Source organism: Streptomyces sp. NPDC055140, assembly GCF_053607285.1.
In genome coordinates, this window is sequence record NZ_JBSGTG010000028.1 from 55,600 (window position 1) to 74,794 (window position 19,195).

12 protein-coding genes are annotated in these 19,195 nt (G+C 71.3%); 5 read left to right on the forward strand and 7 right to left on the reverse strand.

Annotated features, from left to right (window positions below):
* Positions 1 to 18 precede the first annotated feature (18 nt).
* The 7 genes from ACWFR4_RS37560 to ACWFR4_RS37590 form a co-directional block, all read right to left on the reverse strand.
* On the reverse strand, positions 19 to 777 hold the full coding sequence (locus ACWFR4_RS37560) for a PIG-L deacetylase family protein (protein ID WP_453468556.1): 759 nt from the start codon (positions 775 to 777) through the stop codon (positions 19 to 21).
* 86 nt (positions 778 to 863) lie between these two features.
* Positions 864 to 2,168, reverse strand: a complete 1,305-nt coding sequence (locus ACWFR4_RS37565) for an alpha/beta fold hydrolase (protein WP_453468557.1) — start codon at positions 2,166 to 2,168, stop codon at positions 864 to 866.
* A gap of 59 nt (positions 2,169 to 2,227) precedes the next feature.
* A complete protein-coding gene (locus tag ACWFR4_RS37570; RefSeq protein ID WP_453656292.1) occupies positions 2,228 to 3,250 on the reverse strand; it encodes a LacI family DNA-binding transcriptional regulator in 1,023 nt (340 codons plus the stop codon).
* A 101-nt stretch (positions 3,251 to 3,351) separates the two neighbouring features.
* Positions 3,352 to 4,434, reverse strand: coding sequence for a rhamnose ABC transporter substrate-binding protein (gene rhaS / locus ACWFR4_RS37575; protein ID WP_385410545.1), 1,083 nt, complete (start codon positions 4,432 to 4,434; stop codon positions 3,352 to 3,354).
* 29 nt (positions 4,435 to 4,463) lie between these two features.
* Positions 4,464 to 5,453: an ABC transporter permease gene (locus ACWFR4_RS37580; protein WP_453468807.1), complete on the reverse strand. Its 990-nt coding sequence runs from the start codon at positions 5,451 to 5,453 to the stop codon at positions 4,464 to 4,466.
* Positions 5,446 to 6,486, reverse strand: a complete 1,041-nt coding sequence (locus ACWFR4_RS37585; protein ID WP_227299001.1) for an ABC transporter permease — start codon at positions 6,484 to 6,486, stop codon at positions 5,446 to 5,448. Before ACWFR4_RS37585 ends, ACWFR4_RS37580 begins: the two co-directional genes overlap by 8 nt.
* Before the next feature lie 49 nt (positions 6,487 to 6,535).
* Entirely contained in the window at positions 6,536 to 8,032 is a 1,497-nt protein-coding gene (locus ACWFR4_RS37590) for a sugar ABC transporter ATP-binding protein (RefSeq protein ID WP_453656293.1), read from the reverse strand.
* 294 nt (positions 8,033 to 8,326) lie between these two features.
* Here ACWFR4_RS37590 and ACWFR4_RS37595 point away from each other — a divergent pair, with 294 nt between their 5' ends.
* The 5 genes from ACWFR4_RS37595 (at position 8,327) to ACWFR4_RS37615 (ending at position 19,131) form a co-directional block, all read left to right on the forward strand.
* Entirely contained in the window at positions 8,327 to 11,542 is a 3,216-nt protein-coding gene (locus ACWFR4_RS37595; protein ID WP_453656294.1) for an alpha-L-rhamnosidase, read from the forward strand.
* Between the two features lie 84 nt (positions 11,543 to 11,626).
* Positions 11,627 to 14,257, forward strand: coding sequence for an alpha-L-rhamnosidase-related protein (locus ACWFR4_RS37600; RefSeq protein ID WP_453656295.1), 2,631 nt, complete (start codon positions 11,627 to 11,629; stop codon positions 14,255 to 14,257).
* 139 nt (positions 14,258 to 14,396) lie between these two features.
* A complete protein-coding gene (rhaI, locus tag ACWFR4_RS37605; RefSeq protein WP_453468175.1) occupies positions 14,397 to 15,596 on the forward strand; it encodes an L-rhamnose isomerase in 1,200 nt (399 codons plus the stop codon).
* Positions 15,597 to 15,601: 5 nt separating this feature from the next.
* Entirely contained in the window at positions 15,602 to 17,644 is a 2,043-nt protein-coding gene (locus tag ACWFR4_RS37610) for a bifunctional aldolase/short-chain dehydrogenase (RefSeq protein WP_453468177.1), read from the forward strand.
* Between the two features lie 80 nt (positions 17,645 to 17,724).
* Positions 17,725 to 19,131 (forward strand): rhamnulokinase, encoded by a 1,407-nt coding sequence (locus ACWFR4_RS37615; protein WP_453468178.1) that lies wholly within the window; start codon positions 17,725 to 17,727, stop codon positions 19,129 to 19,131.
* The last annotated feature ends 64 nt before the right edge of the window (positions 19,132 to 19,195 follow it).

The following is a 19,195-nucleotide window of genomic DNA, read 5'->3' on the forward strand; positions in this document are numbered from 1 at the left end:
CAGGGTAGGCGACGGGCTCTACCGACTGAAGAGTTCGAACGGAACGGCCGGTGTGCCGCCGAAGCGCTCCGCGGTGGCCTCGACGTTGCCGGTGAGGAACGAGCGGCAGTAGGCCTCGGGGTCCTCGTCCGTCAACACCTCGATGTACGTGCGGTGTTCGAGCAGGGAGTGCACGGCCCGTTCGATACCGGGTGTCGCGTCGACCGCGTGCGTGGGCGACGACGAGCCCGCGACGGCGACCCAGCGCACGCCGTTCCACGGCTCAAGGCCCTGCTCGGTCAGTTCGGGGAAGATCCAGCGGTTGCCGGCGTCCGCCGCCGCGTCGAGGGTGGCGCGGCCGACGGCGACATGGTCGGGGGTGTTCCAGGCGACGCCGCCCCAGGTGTCGCGGTGGTTGAGCGTGATGAGGAGTTCGGGCCGGTGCCTGCGGATCGCGGCGGCGATGTCGCGGCGCAGCGCGGTCCCGTACTCGACGACGCCGTCCTTGTGGTCGAGGAACTCGACGGTGTCCACGCCGACGACGGCGGCGCTCGCGCGCTGCTCCTGCTCGCGCAGCGGCGCGCACTTGGCGGGTTCGAGGGTGTCGATGCCCGCCTCTCCGCGGGTGGCGAGGACGTACGCGACCTGGTGTCCGCCGTCGGTCCAGCCGGCGATCGCCGCGGAGCAGCCGTATTCGAGGTCGTCCGGGTGCGCCACGACGGCGAGGGCGCGCTGCCAGTCCTCGGGCATGGGCAGCAGCTGGTCGGGGGCGGCGGTCTGGATCTTCGGCTCGGTCATGGCCGCACCCTAGTGCGGCGCTGTCCGCGATGCGGGGGTGTTCGCCGGGCGGGGAAGGCCGTCTCGCCTCCCCCGCCCGTGCCCTCTCAGACGTCTCCGCGCAGCATCGCGAGCAGCCGGTCGAGGACACGCGGCGCTCCGGCCCGCAGTCCGTCGTGCTCGAACTCGTCGGTGACCCATGTGCGCAGGCCCTTGACGGTGCGGGCCGTGCGCAGGGCGTGGGCCGTGTCGACGTACATGTCGTCGTGGTAGACGGCGGCGACGGCCGGCACCTCGTTCACGGCCAGGCGCGCGGGGTCGTAGAGCGGGGCCCAGTCGGTACGAGCGGCGAGGAGTTCCGCGGTCTCGCGCAGGGGGCGCAGGGCCGGGTCGCAGTCGAACATCCACGGGTGCACGGACTCACCCGTGAAGAGCAGGGGCGCGTCACCGGCGAGGGTCTTCGCGGCGTCGAACTGGGGGAACTCGCCGCGTACGCGCTCGGCCGACCAGTTCGTGGGCCGGGCGCCCTGCCCGTAGATGGCCTCGTGAACGAGCGCGTAGAGCGGGTGTCCGGCGTAGGAGAGCGTGGCCTGTACGTCCTCCTGGAATGCGTCGGACAGTTCGACGCCGGCGGGCGTGCGGACGAAGGCGTCCTCGAGGAGGTAGTGCAGGCGGTCGCTGCCGCCGGTCCCGCCGAGCAGGATGCCCAGGGACTGGAACGCCTCGACGGTCAGCTGGTACCCGCCGTTCAGTACGGGCTCGTGCTCGGCCAGGTACTCGGCGATGCGGCGGGCGCGTTCGACGTCCTGCGGGTAGCGCGCGTAGTGGGCGGCGACCTTACGTTCGATGCGCGGGTACGCGGCACGGTAGACGTCGTCCGCGTGGCCGTCGAGCGTGGGCAGGCCGCCGGTGATGACAGCGGCGGTGAGGCCCTCGGGGGCCGTCGACAGGTAGTGGGTGGCGCAGAATCCGCCGAAGCTCTGGCCGAGAACGGTCCAGGGGGCGCCGCCGGTCACGTCGCCGCGGATCGCCTCGCAGTCGCGGACGATCGAGTCGGCGCGGAAGTGCGCGAGGTAGTCGGCCTGTTCGCGCGGGCCGCCGCGCAGCGGGAGCGTCTGCCGGTTGGCCGGGGTGGAGCTGCCGGTACCGCGCTGGTCGAGGAGGAGCACCCGGTGGTCCTGGAGCGCCCGGCCGAGCCAGGCCTGCTTGCCGGAGAACCGGTTGGCGCCGAATCCGGGGCCGCCCTGGAGGTAGAGGAGCCAGGGGAGGTTCGCGTGTTCCTTGCCGATGGCCACCGCCTCGCGGGCGAACAGCTCGATGCTCTCGCCTTCGGGGTGGTCGTGGTCGAGCGGCACTGAGAAGCGGCGGTCGGTGAGGACGACACCGGGCTGGCGGTATGTGGCGGTCGTCAAGGAGGCTCCTGAGCGGCGTACGGAATGCGGTGTGTGGTGTCCGCTCAGTTCAGCACATGTCAGCGCGAGCCCAGACTCGACCCCCTTACGACGAGCTCGGGCTGGAGGACGACCCTGCGGTGGCGGTGGGGCTCGCCGCTCGCGGGTTCCGTCTCCTCCAGGAGAAGTTCGGCGGCCATCGCTCCCATGGTGACGGCGGGCTGGCGCACCGAGGTCAGGGGCACGGTGGCGGCCGACGCGAACTCGATGTCGTCGTATCCAACGATAGCGATGTCCTCGGGGACCCGTACACCGGCCGCGTACATCGCCTGGAGGACGCCGAGGGCGAGCAGGTCGTTGGCGCAGAACGCGGCGGTCGGGCGATCGGCGAGGCCGAGCAGGCGGGCGCCGGCGTCGCGTCCCGCCGCGACGTCGAGCCGCTCGGTGGGCAGTTCGCGCAGCGCTCCGGCCGGGAGGCCCGCCTCGGCCAGGGCCTGGAGGGCGCCGGTGCGGCGGTCCTTGACCTGGTTGAGCGCGGGCGGTCCGCTGACGTAGGCGATGCTGCGGTGTCCGGCGTCGACGAGGTGACGCACGGCGAGCGCGCCGCCGGTGACGTCGTCCACGGACACGGAGCACTCCGAGGTGCCCTCGGCGACACGGTCGACGAGCACGAACGGGATGCCGTGCCGGCGGAAGCTCTCGATGTTGCGGCCGCTCGCCTCGGCCGGGGTGAGGAGCACGCCCCGCACGCGCTGCTCGGCGAACAGGGAGAGGTACTCGGCCTCCTCGGAGGGGTTCTGCGCGCTGTTGCACACCATGACGCCGAGCCCGGCCTCGCGCGCGGCACGCTCGGCGCCGCGCGCGACGTCCACGAAGAACGGGTTGCCCATGTCGAGCACGAGCAGCCCCATGATGCGGCTGCGGCCGGCGCGCAGCTGGCGCGCCGACTCGCTGCGTACGTAGCCGAGCCGGTCGATGGCCGACAGCACCCGGGCCCTGGTGTCGGAGGCGACGGAGTCCGGGCGGTTGATGACGTTCGAGACCGTGCCGACGGAGACTCCGGCGGCGCGGGCGACGTCCTTGATACCCACCGACTGGGCCATCGGGCGGGGACCTCCATGGGGCGATGAGCGACGGGAATGGTTCAGATTACCCGTGAATGCGCTGGTGGCTGTGGGGACGGGGGACTCAGAGGACGACGGCCTCAGAAGTGGTAGTCGTCGATGTTCTTCCGGTCGAAGACGGTGGGCTTGCCGAGGTCGATCACACCGTCCTTGCCGATGGTGAAGGTGCCCATGGCGCCGGCCTTGAAGGTCTCGCCCTCCTTGCCGGTGATCTGCCCGGAGGACAGTGCGACGGCGGTGCGGGCGGCGAGCTCGCCGAGCTTGGCCGGGTCCCACAGCTCGAAGCCCTCGACGGTGCCGTTCTTGACGTACTTGCGCATGTCGTTGGGGGTGCCGAGGCCGGTCAGGGCGACCTTGCCCTTGTACTTGGAGCCGGACAGGTACTGGGCGGCGGCCTTGATGCCGACGGTGGTCGGGGAGATGATCCCGGCGAGCTTGGGGTGTTCCTGGAGGAGGCCCTGGGTCTGCTGGAAGGACTGCTGGGCGTCGTCGTTGCCGTACGCGACCTTCACCAGCTTCATGTCCTTGTACTTGGGCTTCTTCAGCTCGTCCTTCATGAAGTCGATCCAGGTGTTCTGGTTCGTCGCGGTCTGCGCGGCGGACAGGATCGCGATCTCGCCCTTGTAGCCGGTCTGTTCGCCCAGGAGCTGGACCTGGGTGCGGCCGAGCGCCTCGGCGCTCGCCTGCGAGACGAAGGCGTTGCGGCACTCGGGCTTGGTGTCCGAGTCGTACGTGACGACCTTGATCCCGTTCTTCATGGCCTGCTTGAGGGCGGTGCACAGCGCGCCGGGGTCCTGAGCGGAGACGGCCATCGCGTCGACCTGCTGCTGGGTGAGCGTGTTGACGTAACTGACCTGCCCGCTGGTGTCGGTGGCGCTGTTGGGGCCGGTCTCCTTGTACGTCGAGCCGAGCTCGGTGACAGCCTTCTCACCGCCCTTGTCGGCGGTGGTGAAGTACGGGTTGTTGACCTGCTTGGGCAGGAAGGCGACTTTCAGGCCCTTCTTGGTCGCGGCTCCCGGGTCGGCCTTGGCGTGGGAGGACGTGCCGGCGTCGTCGTCCTTCGCCGAGTCCTTGGTGGTGCCGCCGCACGCGGTGGCGGCTAGCGCGAGGGAGGTGACGGCGGCGAGCGCCAGGCAGGCTCGGCGGAGTGCGGGTGCGGACATCGTGGGCCCCTTTCGGGCGGTACGTGAGGTCAGTGCGAGGGGGTGGTGGCCTGGCGGCCCGCTCGGGCGGTCGCCATCTGCCGGGCGACGCGGGGTCCGAGCACGGAGACGACCAGCAGGACGCCGGTGACGACGATCTGCGACTGGGCGGAGACGTTGAGCAGGCTCATCGCGTTCTGGAGGGCGCCGAGCAGGAACACTCCGGCGATCGCGCCGCCGAGTGTGCCCCTGCCACCGTCGAAGTCGATGCCGCCGAGCAGCACGGCGGCGACGACGGAGAGTTCGAGCCCGGTGGCGTTGTCGTAGCGGGCGCTGGCGTAATGCAGGGCCCAGAACACACCGGTCAGGGAGGCCATGAGGCCGGTGGCTACGAACAGCCACAGTTTGTGCCGCCGGACGCGGATCCCGGCGAAGCGTGCCGCCTCCTCGTTGGCGCCGATCGCGAAGAGCGAGCGGCCGAACGGCGTCGCGTGCAGGATGACGACCGCGATCGCGAGCAGCGCGAGGAAGGGCAGGAACGCGTACGGCAGGAAGGTGTCGCCGATGCGTCCCGCCGCGAAGTCCAGGTACTGCGAGGGGAAGTCGGTGACCGCGTCGGAGCCGAGGATGATCTGGGCGATGCCGCGGTAGGCGGCCATGGTGCCGATCGTAACGGCGAGGGAGGGCAGGCCGAGGCGGGTCACCAGGAGGCCGTTGACGAGCCCGCAGACCACTCCGAGGACGAGGCACAGCGGGATGATCGTCTCGATGGCCATGCCCGCGTTCCACAGGGAGCCCATCACGGCCCCCGACAGGCCGGCCGTCGAGGCGACGGAGAGGTCGATCTCGCCGGCGACCACCAGGAGGGTCATCGGGAGCGCGATCAGCGCGATGGGCAGTGCGTTGCCGAGCAGGAACGACAGGTTGAGCGCGTTGCCGAAGCCGTCGACGAACGAGAACGACGCCAGGAGGAGCACCACCAGGAGGGCGCCCACCACGGTGTCCCACCGGACGGCACGGGCGAGGGGGAGATCAGCCATGGCGGGCGTTCCTCTTCTTCAGTGCCTTGGCGACGCGCAGGGCGACGACCCGGTCGACGGCGATGGCGAGGACCAGCAGGACGCCGTTGATGGCGAGTACCCACACCGAGCTGACGCCCAGGGCGGGCAGCACGCTGTTGATCGAGGTCAGCAGGAGGGCGCCGAGCGCCGCGCCGTAGACGCTGCCGGAGCCGCCGGTGAAGGCGACGCCGCCGACCACGACGGCGCTGACGACGGTGAGTTCGTAGCCGTTGCCGGTGGCGGAGTCGACGTTGCCGAAGCGGGCCAGGTACAGGGCGCCCGCGAGCCCGGCGAGTGCTCCGCACGCGGTGTACGCGGCGAGGATCCGCCGGCGCACGGGGATACCGGCGAGGCGCGCGGCCTCCGGGTTGGAGCCGAGCGCGTACAGCTCGCGCCCGCCGCCGAAGTGGCGCAGGTAGTACGCCACCGCGATCAGGACGGCGAGGGCGATCAGCGCGAGATACGGCACCGCGGAGATGCCGCCGGAGCCGAAGTCGACGTATCCGCCCGGCAGATCGGACGCGGTGATCTGCCGCGAGCCGACCCAGATCGAGTCGATGCCGCGGATGACGTAGAGCGTGCCGAGGGTGACGACGAGGGCCGGTACCTGGCCGAGGCTGACGAGGGCGCCGTTGAGGAGCCCGCAGCCGACGCCGAGGGCGACGGCGAGCACGATCGCGACGACGGAGTTGCCGCCGCCGTGGAGGAAGTCACCGGCGGCGAAGGCGGTGATGCCGAGCGTCGAGCCGACGGACAGGTCGACGTTCCTCGTGATGACGACCAGCGCCTGCCCGGTGGCGACGAGGACGAGGATGGTGGCGTTGAGGAGCAGGTCCTTGATGCCCTGCTCCGAGAGGAACTCGGTGTTGCCGGCCTGGGTGACGCCGATCATCACCAGGAAGACCAGCAGGATGGCGAGTTCACGCATCTTGAAGACCCGGTCGACGAGCCGGGTACCGCCGGCCTTGTCGGGGTCGACGGCGGGCGCGGGCGGCTGCGCGGTGACGGTCATGGGGTCCTCCTTCCGGGGCTTCCGGGGTTCGCTTCGCTCGGGCCACGCATCACGCCGCCCTCCCCGTCGCCGCCGCCATCACGGACTCCTCCGTCGCCTCGGCGCGCGGGATCTCCGCCGTGAGGCGGCCCTCGTGCATGACGAGTACGCGGTCGGCCATGCCGAGGATCTCCGGCAGGTCGGACGAGATCATCAGCACCGCGACGCCGTCCGCGGCGAGTCCGGACAGCAGCCGGTGCACCTCGGCCTTGGTGCCGACGTCGATGCCGCGCGTCGGCTCGTCGACGATCAGCACGCGGGGGCCGGTGGCGAGCCACTTCGCCAGGACGACCTTCTGCTGGTTGCCGCCGGACAGGGTGCCGACCGCGTCGGCGATCCGCGCGTACTTGACCTGGAGCTTCACGGCCCAGTCCAGTGAGCGGCTGCGCTCGGCCCTGCGGTCCATGAGCCCGGCCCGCGCGGTCGTGCGCAGCCCCGTGAGCCCGATGTTGCGTTCGATCGACATGCCCATCACGAGGCCCTGGGCGCGCCGGTCCTCGGGCACGAGGGCGAGTCCGGCGGCCATGGCGGTGCTGGGGGCGCCGTTGACGAGCGCACGGCCGTCGACCTCGACGGTGCCCGCGTCCCGGCGGTCGATGCCGAAGACCGCACGGGCGACCTCGCTGCGGCCGGCCCCGACGAGCCCCGCGAGGCCGACGATCTCGCCGCGCCGCACGTCGAACGACACGTCGGTGAAGACGCCTTCGCGGGTCAGCCGGCGCACGCTCAGGGCGACCGCGCCGATGTCGGTGGCCTGCTTGGGGTAGAGCTCGTCGAGGTCGCGGCCGACCATGCGGCGTACGAGGTCGTCCTCGGTGAGGCCCTCGACGGGTTCGCTCGCGATCAGGGCGCCGTCGCGCAGCGTCGTGACGCGCTGGCAGAGCCCGAAGATCTCCTCCAGACGGTGGGAGATGAAGAGGATGGCGGAGCCCTGTTCGCGCAGGGTGCGCACCACGGTGAAGAGGCGGGCCACTTCGCTGCCGGTGAGCGCGGCGGTCGGCTCGTCCATGATCAGGACCCGGGCGTCGAAGGAGAGCGCCTTGGCGATCTCCACGATCTGCTGGTCGGCGATGGACAGGCCGCGCGCGGGCTGCTCGGGGTCGAGGTCGACGCCGAGGCGCGCGAAGAGCGCGGCGGCCGCGGCGTTGACCGCCTTGTGGTCGATCCGGCCGAGGGAGCGGCGGGGCTGGCGCCCCATGAAGATGTTCTCGGCGACGGAGAGGTCCGGAAAGAGCGTGGGCTCCTGGTAGATGACCGCGATCCCGGCGTCGCGGGCGTCGGCGGGTCCGTGCAGGGTGACGGGCTCGCCGTCGATGAGCACGGTGCCGGCGTCGGGCCGGTGGACCCCGGCGAGCGTCTTGATGAGGGTGGACTTCCCCGCACCGTTCTCTCCGGCGAGGGCGTGCGCCTCTCCGGCGTGGAGCTGCAGGGACACGCCGTGGAGGGCGCGCACGGCACCGAAGGACTTGTCGAGTCCCTCTATGGCCAGGACGGGGGGCTCTCTCATGGGAATGGCACCGATCGGGTGTGAAGAGCTGACTATGAAAGGTTTCAAACAGATTGCACGGAAGCTAGCCCCGCACCAACAGCGGCGTCAATGGTGGGGACTTGGAAATCTCTCGGAGCCTGCGCGTCAACCTTGACCGGATCAAAGTGCGCGCCAGGCAGCGGGCGCCCGACCGGCGATCAGCCGCAGGCGCCCGGGCCATCATGACGCTGCGGCAAACCCTTGACAGGTCACTTTCGCCACTCTAGTTTCCCTCCCTGAAACGATTCATAGCCGAGTCGTATGGAGCCGAGTGTGATCAGCAGAAGACGACTGCTCAGCACGACCGCGACAGCCGCCCTGGGGACGGCCATCGCCTCCGCCGCACCGGGAGCCGCACAGGCCGCCCCTCCCCCGAAAGCCGCCGGAGGGGCTCGGGCCGCGAAGTCCGTGCGTGTGAGCGCACCCACCGTCGAGTACGTGAGCCACCCGCTCGGCCTCGACGTATCTCACCCCAGGCTGAGTTGGCCCCTGGAGTCGGACGAGCCGGGCCGGGCCCAGAGCGCCTATCAGATACGGGTCGCCACCGCCGCGAGCCGCCTCACCGACCCCGACGTGTGGGACAGCGGCAAGATCGCGTCCCCCGAGTCCACCCTCGTCGCCTACGCGGGCCCCGCCCTGGCCGCGCGTACCCGCTACTACTGGTCGGTCCGCGTCTGGGACACCACGGGCCGCGCCTCGGAGTGGAGCGAGCCGTCCTGGTGGGAGACCGGCCTGACCGCCGCGTCCGACTGGTCCGCCCGGTGGATCGGCGCGCCCGCGGCGCTGATCGGAACGCCCGCGCTCGACGACGCCTCCTGGATCTGGTTCCCCGAGGGCGACCCGGCCACCGGCGCCCCGGCGGGAACCCGCTACTTCCGCGGCCGTGCCGACATCCCGGAAGGCCTGACCCGGGCCCGCCTGGTGATGACCGCCGACGACGGCTACACCGCGTACGTGAACGGCACCGAGGTGGCGCACACTGATCCGGACGGCCCGGCGGAGAACTGGCGCCGCCCGGCCGTCGTCGACGTGACCGCCCAACTCCACGCCGGGACGGCCGTGTTGGCCGTCTCCGCAGTCAACGCCACCGACAGCCCCGCCGGCCTGCTCGGCCTGCTGGAACTGACGACGGCCGACGGGGTGAGGACCTTCGTCACCGGCGCCGACTGGAAGGCCGCCGACCAGGAGCCCACCGGTGACTGGAAGTCGGCCGGGTTCGACGACACTTCGTGGAAGCCGGCGAAGGCCCTCGCGAAGTGGGGCTCGGGCCCCTGGGGCAAGGTCTCACCATCGCACGCCCCCGCCGCCCAGCTGCGCCACGAGTTCCGGCTCAAGGGCCGGTCGGTCGCGCGGGCGCGCCTCTACGCGTCGGCGCTCGGTCTGTACGAGGCCCACATCAACGGCGAGCGGGTCGGCGAGGACCGGCTCGCGCCGGGCTGGACGGATTACCGCAAGCGCGTCCAGTACCAGACGTACGACGTGACGAAGCTGGTGAAGTCCGGGGCCAACGCGCTCGGGGCGACTGTCGCCGCGGGCTGGTACGCCGGGAACATCGCCTGGTTCGGTCCGCATCAGTACGGCGAACGGCCCGCGTTCCTGGCCCAGTTGGAGGTCACGTACACCGACGGATCGACCGAGCGGGTACTGTCCGGCACCGACTGGCGCGCCTCGACCGGGCCCGTCACCGAGGCCGACCTCATGGCGGGCGAGGCCTACGACGCACGCCTGGAGACCGACGGCTGGACGCGCGCCGGGTTCGACGACTCCCGCTGGGTCGCGGCCACCGCCGTCGACAAGGTGAGCGCCACCCTGGTGGCCGAGGCAGGCGGCCCCACCCGCCTCGAACGCGAGCTGCCCGCACAGAAGATGACCGAGCCGAAGCCCGGCGTGTTCGTCTACGACCTCGGCCAGAACATGGTCGGGGCGGTCCGCCTCACCGTCGCCGGGAAGGCCGGCACCACCGTACGGCTGCGGCACGCCGAGGTCCTCAACCCGGACGGCACGATCTATACCGCCAACCTCCGGACGGCGAAGGCCACCGACACGTACACCCTCAAGGGCGGTGACAAGGAGACGTACGAGCCGCGCTTCACCTTCCACGGCTTCCGCTACGTCGAGGTGACCGGCTACCCCGGCAAGCCGCCGCTCAACGCAGTCGTGGGGCGGGTCATCCATACGTCGGCGCCCTTCACGATGGACTTCTCGACCAACGTGCCGATGCTCAACCAGCTGCACCAGAACATCACTTGGGGGCAGCGCGGCAACTTCGTCTCCATCCCCACCGACACCCCGGCGCGTGACGAGCGGCTCGGCTGGACCGGCGACATCAACGTCTTCGCGCCGACGGCCGCGTACAACATGGAGTCGGCCCGCTTCCTCACCAAGTGGCTGGGCGACCTGCGCGACGGCCAGAGCGACGAGGGCGCCTTCACGAACGTGGCCCCCGACATGCCCGGCGTCGGCGACGGCGTCGCGGGCTGGGGCGACGCGGGCGTGACCGTCCCGTGGGCGCTGTACCAGGCCTACGGCGACACGCGCGTCCTCGAGGAGTCGTGGCCGTCGATGCTGAAGTGGCTCGACTACCTGGAGAAGCACAGCAGCGGATTCCTGCGCCCGGCCGAGGGCTTCGGGGACTGGCTCAACCTCCAGGACGAGACGCCCAAGGATGTCATCGGTACGGCCTACTTCGCCCACGCCACCGACCTCGTGGCCCAAGCGGCGAAGGCGCTGGGCAAGGACCCGGCGCCGTACACGTCGCTGTTCGGCAGTGTGCGCGACGCGTTCCGCGCGGCGTACGTCTCGGACGGCGGCAAGGTGAAGGGCGACACGCAGACCGCTTACGTGCTCGCGCTGTCGATGGACCTGCTGACAGAGGCGGACCGGGGCCCTGCCGCCGACCGTCTCGTCGCTCTCGTCAAGGCCAAGGACTGGCACCTGTCGACGGGGTTCCTCGGCACACCGCGCCTGCTGCCGGTCCTCACCGCGGCCGGTCACACCGACGTCGCCTACCGGCTGCTCGTTCAGCGGTCCTTCCCCAGCTGGGGGTACCAGATCGACAAGGGCGCGACGACGATGTGGGAGCGCTGGGACTCCATCAAGCCGGACGGCAGCTTCCAGGACGCCGGGATGAACTCCTTCAACCACTACGCGTACGGCTCGGTCGGCGAGTGGATGTACGCGAACATCGCCGGTATCGCACCGGCCGAGCCGGGTTTCCGCAAGATCCTCGTGCGGCCACGGCCCGGGGGCGGGATCACACGGGCACAGGGACGCTACGACTCCGTCCAGGGGCCGATCAGCACCAAGTGGTCGGTGGACTCGGGCGGGTTCCGGCTCACGCTCACCGTGCCGGCCAACACGACCGCCGAGGTTTGGATCCCCGCGTCCGACGCGGCCCAAGTGGCCCACGGGGCCGCGAAGTTCCTCCGCATGGACGACGGCTGTGCCGTCTTCTCCGCGGCGTCCGGCACCCACCGCTTCTCCAACTGACGGACCGCGAGGCCGAGATGAGCCCATGCCTAGATCGATTCACTCCTGCGCGGTCCCGGCGCGGGCAGACGGAGGCACACAGACGTGAAGGATGACGTGAAGACAGCACAGGGGCCCGACAGGCGCGCCGTGCTCGGAGCGGGTGTGGGCGGGGCGGTGCTGGCCGCGGCCGGGCTGCCCCTCCTGGGCGCGGGAACGGCCGCGGCAGCGACAGCGGTTCAGGGCCCGGCTCCCGGACAGGTCCCGGACGCGGCCTGGCACCGCTACGTCCAGGCGCCGTCCGGCCGCACGGTGCGGCCGGTGCGGATCGTCCGGTCGGCCGGAGACGTGACGCGTCCCGACGCCCTCCTCAAGCCCGGCGGCCAGGTGACCGTCCTGCGCCGCCCCGAACCTCCGGCGCCACCGCGCTGGCCCGACGGCACCACCGCGGAGGGATCCACCACCCACGCCGGTAACAACGGAGGCGACGGCCGACCGCGCACGTACGACGCGCAGCACTCCGTCGACGGTGACCTCGACACCTTCTGGAACGACGACACCGAGCGCGCCTTCCCCGACACCCTGACGGTGACGGCGCCCGAAGCGCTCACGCTCTCGGGCCTGACCGTGGTGTCCGACACGGACGGCGTTCCCACGGACTTCACGGTGGACGCCTGGGTGGACTCGGACTGGCGGAAGGTCGCCGCCGTCACCGGCAACAGCGAGGTGCAGCGCGCCGTCCGCTTCGACGCGCCGGTGTCCACGGCGCGGGTGCGGATCACGGTCACCTCGGCCCAGGACCTCGGGCAGGGCGTGTTCACGCGGATCAACGAGGTCTGGCCCGAGGCCGTGGACCCGGTCGTCGCGCCGAGCGTGACGCTCGACTTCGGCAAGGTCGTCGTCGGCTACCCGAAGGTCACCTTCGCCTCTGCGTCCGGCAACAGCCCCGGGGTGCGCCTCGCCTTCTCCGAGACACTCCAGTTCCTCACCGAACGCTCCGACTTCACCCGCAACGACCAGGCGGGCGGCGCCTCGAAGGGAACCGACCAGTACGCCGTGCCCGCGGGCGGCGCCAAGTGGACGGACAAGAAGGGCTACGCCTCGGGCGGCGACAAGGTGTACGCGGACGGCCTGCACGGCTTCCGCTATCTCAAGATCACGCTGGACGCGCTGCCGTCCGACGCGCCCGCCGCGCAGCCGTGGGGGACCGTCGCCGTGGACGCGGTGTCGCTCGACTTCACGGCGTATCTCGGCACACCGGAATCGTATCGCGGCTGGTTCCTCTGCTCCGACGAGGAGCTGAACCGCTACTGGTACGGCGCCTCGTACACGAACGAGCTGGTCGTCGACACCTTCCGCGCGGACGACGTGGACCCGCGGGGCGCCTTCAGCGCGTCGCTCGACGGGAAGCTCGTCCTGCACGACGGCGCGAAGCGGGACCGGGATCCTTACGTCGGTGACGTGGCGGTGGCGGGCCGCACCCTCTATCTCACGCACGACGACGCGGCCGAGGCCGCGCGCAACGTGCTGGCGGACCTCGCCGAGCACCAGCGGGCCGACGGCTGGATCCCGCCGGCCTCCATCAACCAGTACACGCTCCCGCTGTTCGACTACCCGCTGTGGTGGGTGACGTGCAGCTGGGACTACGTCCTGTACACCGGCGACAAGGACTACGCCGAGCGCTACTACCCGCAGCTCGTCAAGGTCCTCGACACGTGGTACCCGAGCGTGACGGACGACGCGGGCCTGCTGAGCAAGGGCCTCAACGGCACGTCGGGGTACGGGGATTACGCGTTCCTCGGGCGCACGGGCCGGATCACGTACTACAACGCCAACTATGTGCAGGCCCTGAGGGACGCGGCCCGTATCGCGGAGCACGTGGGTCATGACGCGGACGCGGGGCGGTGGCGGGAGCGGGCGGACAAGGTCGCCCAGGCGGTCAACACGCATCTGTGGGACGAGGCGGCGGGCGCCTATCTGGACTCCGCGACCGGCGCCGTCCGGCACGCGCAGGACGGCAACGCGATCGCCATCACGTCGGGCGTCGCGGGTGCGGAGCGGGCGGCGTCGGCGCTCGCCCACCTGGACGCGACGACGAAACTCCGGTACGGCAACGCCTTCATGGACAACGACACCCTCTTCGGTGGCGCTTCCCAGCGGGTGTACGCCTTCACCTCGTACCCGGAGTTCGTGGCACGCTTCGAGAGCGGCCTCGCCGACTCGGCGATCGACCAGATCAAGCGCACCTACGGATGGATGGAGAGCCACGACCCCGGCATCACGCACTGGGAGGGCATCGGTCCGAACGGCTCGTTGTACGAGGGCGCGTACACGAGCATGGCGCACGGGTGGTCCACAGGAGTGCTGCCCGCGCTCACCCATCAGCTGCTCGGCGCGAAGCCGACGTCGCCGGGGTACGCCGCCTGGGAGGTGCGTCCGTTCACCGGCTCGGTGCGCTGGGCCCGGGGTGAACTGCCCACACCTCATGGGCCGTTGAGTGTGGAGTGGGAGCGTCAGGGCGGCACGTTCACGTTGACCGTACGTGCGCCGCGGGGCACTCGGGGGGTCGTCGCGCTGCCCACGGACGGCCGGGGCGCGACGGTGCGCTCGGGCGGGCGGACGCTCTGGCAGGACGGCAGATCCGCGGCGTCCGGGGTGCGCCTGGACGCCGGACGCGTGACGGTCTCCGCTCTCACCCCGGGCACCCACCGCTTCACGCTGACGCACGAGGGCTGAACTGTGCCTGCGGCCTGGGAGATCGGGCCGCGGGCATCGTCACCGACAAGGCCGTGCGGGGCCGTTGACACGCCCCGCACGGCCCTTTAGCGTCAGGCTTTGAATCGTTTCACAACGATCGTTCGTTCACAGGAGAGACATGACCGGGTCCACAGCACACGAGGCGCGGACAGCGGCCGCCAAGGCCGTCCTGAAGCGCCAGTCGATCGAGACACCGTCCTGGGCTTACGGAAACTCGGGCACCCGCTTCAAGGTGTTCGCCCAGGCCGGCGTGCCCCGCACCCCGCGGGAGAAGCTCGACGACGCCGCGCAGGTCCACGCGTTCACAGGGGCCGCGCCGACCGTGGCGCTGCACATACCGTGGGACCGCGTCGAGGGCGGACCCGAGGGATACGCGAAGCTCGCCGCGTACGCCGAGGAGCGCGGTGTGAAGCTGGGCGCGGTCAACTCCAATGTCTTCCAGGACGACGACTACAAGCTGGGCAGCGTGACCAACCCGGACCCCGCGGTGCGCCGCAAGGCCGTCGGCCACCTCCTGGAGTGCGTCGACATCATGGACGCCACCGGCTCGCGCGATCTGAAGCTGTGGTTCTCCGACGGCACCAACTACCCCGGCCAGGACGACCTCCGGGACCGCCAGGACCGGCTCGCGGAGGCGCTGCGGACCGTGTACGACCGGCTGGGCGACGACCAGCGCATGGTGCTCGAGTACAAGCTCTTCGAGCCCGCCTTCTACGCCACCGACGTACCGGACTGGGGCACGTCGTACGCGCACTGCCTCAAGCTCGGCGAGAAGGCGCAGGTGTGCGTGGACACCGGGCATCACGCGCCGGGCACCAACATCGAGTTCATCGTCGCGTTCCTGCTGCGGGAGGGACGCCTCGGCGCGTTCGACTTCAACTCGCGCTTCTACGCGGACGACGACCTGATGGTCGGCGCGGCGGACCCCTTCCAGCTGTTCCGGATCCTGTACGAGGTGCGGCGGGGCGGCGGTCTGGAGGCCGACTCCGGGATCGCGTTCATGCTCGACCAGTGCCACAACATCGAGGCCAAGATCCCCGCGATCATCCGATCGGTGATGAACGTCCAGGAGGCCACGGCCAAGGCGCTGCTCGTCGACGCCGAGGCGCTCGCCGCGGCCCAGCGGGAGGGCGATGTGCTGGCGGCCAACGGGGCGCTGATGGACGCGTACAACACGGACGTGCGTCCCCTACTGGAGGAGGTCAGGGAAGAGCTGGGGCTGGACCCGGATCCCATGGGGGCCTACCGGCGGTCAGGATGGCAGGAGCGGATCGTGAAGGACCGCGTCGGAGGCGTACAGGCCGGATGGGGGGCATGAGCGACATGACGGAGCAGCACACGTGCGTGAGCGAACTCCTGGCCCGTTCGCACCGGTTGGGCGCGGATCCGCGCAATACGAACTACGCGGGGGGCAACACCTCGGCGAAGGGCACGTCGACCGACCCGGTGACGGGCGGTGACGTCGAGCTGATGTGGGTCAAGGGCTCGGGCGGCGACCTGGGGACGCTCACGGCCGACGGGCTCGCGGCCCTGCGCCTGGACCGGCTGCGCGCCCTGGAGGGCGTGTATCCGGGGGTGGAGCGCGAGGACGAGATGGTCGCCGCGTTCGACTACTGCCTGCACGGCAGGGGCGGCGCCGCGCCGTCCATCGACACCGCGATGCACGGCCTCGTGGACGCGGCGCACGTGGACCACCTGCACCCCGACTCCGGGATCGCGCTCGCCTGCGCCGCGGACGGCGAGAAGCTGACCGCCGAGTGCTTCGGCGACGCAGTGGTGTGGGTGCCGTGGCGCAGGCCCGGATTCCAGCTCGGCCTGGACATCGCGGCGGTCAAGAAGGCCAACCCGCGGGCGATCGGCTGCGTCCTCGGCGGTCACGGCATCACGGCGTGGGGCGACACGGCACAGGAGTGCGAGCGGCGCTCCCTGCACATCATCCGTACCGCGGAGGCGTTCCTCGCCGAGCGGGGCAGGGCCGAGCCGTTCGGCCCACTGCTCGCGGGGTACACCGGCGCCGGTCCGGCCGGCCGCCGGGAGCGGGCCGCCGCCCTCGCCCCGTTCATCAGGGCGCTCGCCTCCCAGGACCGGCCCCAGGTGGGCCACTTCGACGACGCGGACGTCGTGCTCGACTTCCTGTCGCGCACCGAGCACCCGCGCCTGGCGGCCCTCGGCACGTCCTGCCCCGACCACTTCCTCCGCACGAAGGTCAGGCCCCTGGTCCTCGACCTGCCGCCCACGGCTCCCCTGGACGAGGCGGTCGCACGCCTGAGGCAGCTGCACGCCGAGTACCGCGAGGAGTACGCGGCCTACTACGCGCGGCACGCGGGCCATGACTCGCCGGCGATGCGGGGCGCCGATCCGGCGATCGTGCTCGTCCCAGGGGTCGGCATGTTCAGCTTCGGCAAGGACAAACAGACGGCGCGCGTCGCGGGCGAGTTCTACGTCAACGCCATCAATGTGATGCGCGGCGCCGAGGCCGTGTCGGCCTACGCGCCGATCGAGGAGCCGGAGAAGTTCCGCATCGAGTACTGGTCCCTGGAGGAGGCCAAGCTCCGCCGGATGCCGAAGCCCAAGCCGCTCGCCACGCGGGTCGCGCTCGTGACGGGCGCGGGCAGCGGGATCGGGAAGGCGATCGCCCGCAGACTCGTGGCGGAGGGCGCGTGCGTGGTGGTCGCGGATCTGAACGGGGGCAACGCGGCCGCGGTGGCCGAGGAGTTGGGCGGTCCCGACAAGGCGGTGGCCGTCACGGTCGATGTGACGTCGGAGGAGCAGATCATCGACGCGTTCGGGGCGGCAGTCCTGGCGTTCGGCGGGGTCGACCTCGTGGTGAACAACGCGGGCATCTCCATCTCGAAGCCGCTCCTGGAGACCACGGCCCGGGACTGGGACCTGCAGCACGACATCATGGCGCGCGGCTCCTTCCTCGTGTCGCGCGAGGCCGCCCGAGTCATGCGGACGCAGGGCCTCGGCGGCGACATCGTGTACATCGCCTCGAAGAACGCGGTGTTCGCGGGCCCGAACAACATCGCGTACTCCGCGACCAAGGCCGACCAGGCACATCAAGTCCGCCTCCTTGCAGCCGAGTTGGGCGAACACGGCATCCGGGTCAACGGCGTGAATCCGGACGGTGTGGTGCGCGGCTCCGGGATCTTCGCGGGCGGCTGGGGCGCGCAGCGCGCGGCGACGTACGGGATCGGAGAGGACAAGCTCGGCGAGTTCTACGCGCAGCGGACCATCCTCAAGCGCGAGGTACTGCCCGAGCATGTCGCGAACGCGGTGTTCGCCTTGACGGGCGGGGACCTCACGCACACGACGGGGCTGCACATACCCGTGGACGCCGGCGTCGCCGCGGCCTTCCTGCGGTGAGCGCGGCCTTGGCGAATCCGGTTCCCGCCCGGACGGGCGCGTTCGCCGCGGTCGACCTGGGCGCCTCCAGCGGGCGCGTCATGGTCGGCCGGGTCGGCCCCGGCACCCTCGACCTGGCGGAGGCCCACCGCTTTCCCAACCGTCCGGTGCGGCTTCCGGAGGGGCTGCGCTGGGACGTGCTCGGCCTGTACGCGGGCGTGCTGGACGGGCTGCGCGCCGCCGGCGCCACGGCGGGCGGACGGATCGCGTCCGTCGGCATCGACAGCTGGGCCGTGGACTACGGCCTCCTCGACGCGGACGGCGCGCTGCTCGGCCACCCCGTGCACTACCGCGACGGGCGTACCGAGGGTGTGGCGGACAAGGTGTGGGCAAGCGTGCCGGCGGCGGAACTGTACGCGGCGACGGGGCTCCAGTACGCGCCGTTCAACACCCTCTACCAGCTGGTGGCGGCACAAGGATCGACTCAACTGGCCTCTGCACGACGCCTGTTGCTGATCCCCGATCTGATCTCGTACTGGCTGACCGGCGAACAGGGCACGGAGGTGACCAATGCCTCGACCACCCAGCTGATCGACCCGCGCACCGGTGACTGGGCGTCCTCGGTCGCCGAGCGCCTCGGGGTCGATCTCGGGCTCTTCCCGCCGCTGCGGCGCCCCGGGGACCCGGCGGGGCAGCTGCTCCCGGAGGTACTGGAGGAGACGGGACTGACGGGTCCGGTTCCGATGACGGCCGTCGGCTCGCACGACACGGCGTCCGCGGTGGCCGCCGTCCCGGCCGCACCCGGCGAACGGTTCGCCTATATCTGCACCGGCACCTGGTCGCTGGCCGGTCTCGAACTCGACGCCCCCGTCCTGAGCGAGGCAAGCCGCGCCGCGAACTTCACGAACGAGCTGGGTCTGGACGGCACCGTCCGGTATCTGCGCAACATCATGGGCCTGTGGCTGCTCCAGGAGTGCCTGCGCGCCTGGGGGGATCCCGAACTGGGGGCGCTGCTGCGGGAGGCGGGGGACGTGGCGCCGCTGCGGTCGGTGGTGGACGCGGGTGACGCCGTGTTCCTCGCCCCGGGCAGGATGCCCGAGCGCATCGCGGAGGCCTGCCGGGCCACGGGCCGGCCCGTGCCGCGCACCCCCGCCGAGACGACCCGGTGCATCCTCGATTCCCTGGCGCTCGCGCACCGGCGGGCGATCGCCGACGCGGCACGCCTGGCCGACCACCCGGTCGACGTCGTGCACATCGTGGGCGGAGGCGCTCGTAACGCGCTGCTGTGCCAGTTGACCGCCGACGCCTGCGGTCTCCCGGTCGTGGCGGGCCCCGCCGAGGCGGCGGCCCTGGGCAACGTACTCGTGCAGGCCCGCGCCCACGGCCTCGTCGGCGACCGGGCGGCGATACGCGAACTCCTCGCCCGCACCCAGCCCCTGACCCGGTACGAGCCGCGGGGGAACCACACCGCGTGGCGGGCCGCCGAGCAGCGCCTCGCCGAACGGTGACGCCAGGTGTCTCCCCTCCGGGCCGCCCGCCGCGTACCCTGCACCCATCCGATGATCGATACGA

Coding starts and splice junctions, on each gene's coding strand:
- ACWFR4_RS37560 (WP_453468556.1), bottom strand. CDS start 777: ATGACCGAGCCGAAGATCCAGACCGCCGCCCCCGACCAGCTGCTGCCC.
- ACWFR4_RS37570 (WP_453656292.1), bottom strand. CDS start 3,250: ATGGCCCAGTCGGTGGGTATCAAGGACGTCGCCCGCGCCGCCGGAGTC.
- rhaS (WP_385410545.1), bottom strand. CDS start 4,434: ATGTCCGCACCCGCACTCCGCCGAGCCTGCCTGGCGCTCGCCGCCGTC.
- ACWFR4_RS37580 (WP_453468807.1), bottom strand. CDS start 5,453: ATGGCTGATCTCCCCCTCGCCCGTGCCGTCCGGTGGGACACCGTGGTG.
- ACWFR4_RS37585 (WP_227299001.1), bottom strand. CDS start 6,486: ATGACCGTCACCGCGCAGCCGCCCGCGCCCGCCGTCGACCCCGACAAG.
- ACWFR4_RS37590 (WP_453656293.1), bottom strand. CDS start 8,032: ATGAGAGAGCCCCCCGTCCTGGCCATAGAGGGACTCGACAAGTCCTTC.
- rhaI (WP_453468175.1), top strand. CDS start 14,397: ATGACCGGGTCCACAGCACACGAGGCGCGGACAGCGGCCGCCAAGGCC.
- ACWFR4_RS37610 (WP_453468177.1), top strand. CDS start 15,602: ATGACGGAGCAGCACACGTGCGTGAGCGAACTCCTGGCCCGTTCGCAC.
- ACWFR4_RS37615 (WP_453468178.1), top strand. CDS start 17,725: ATGGTCGGCCGGGTCGGCCCCGGCACCCTCGACCTGGCGGAGGCCCAC.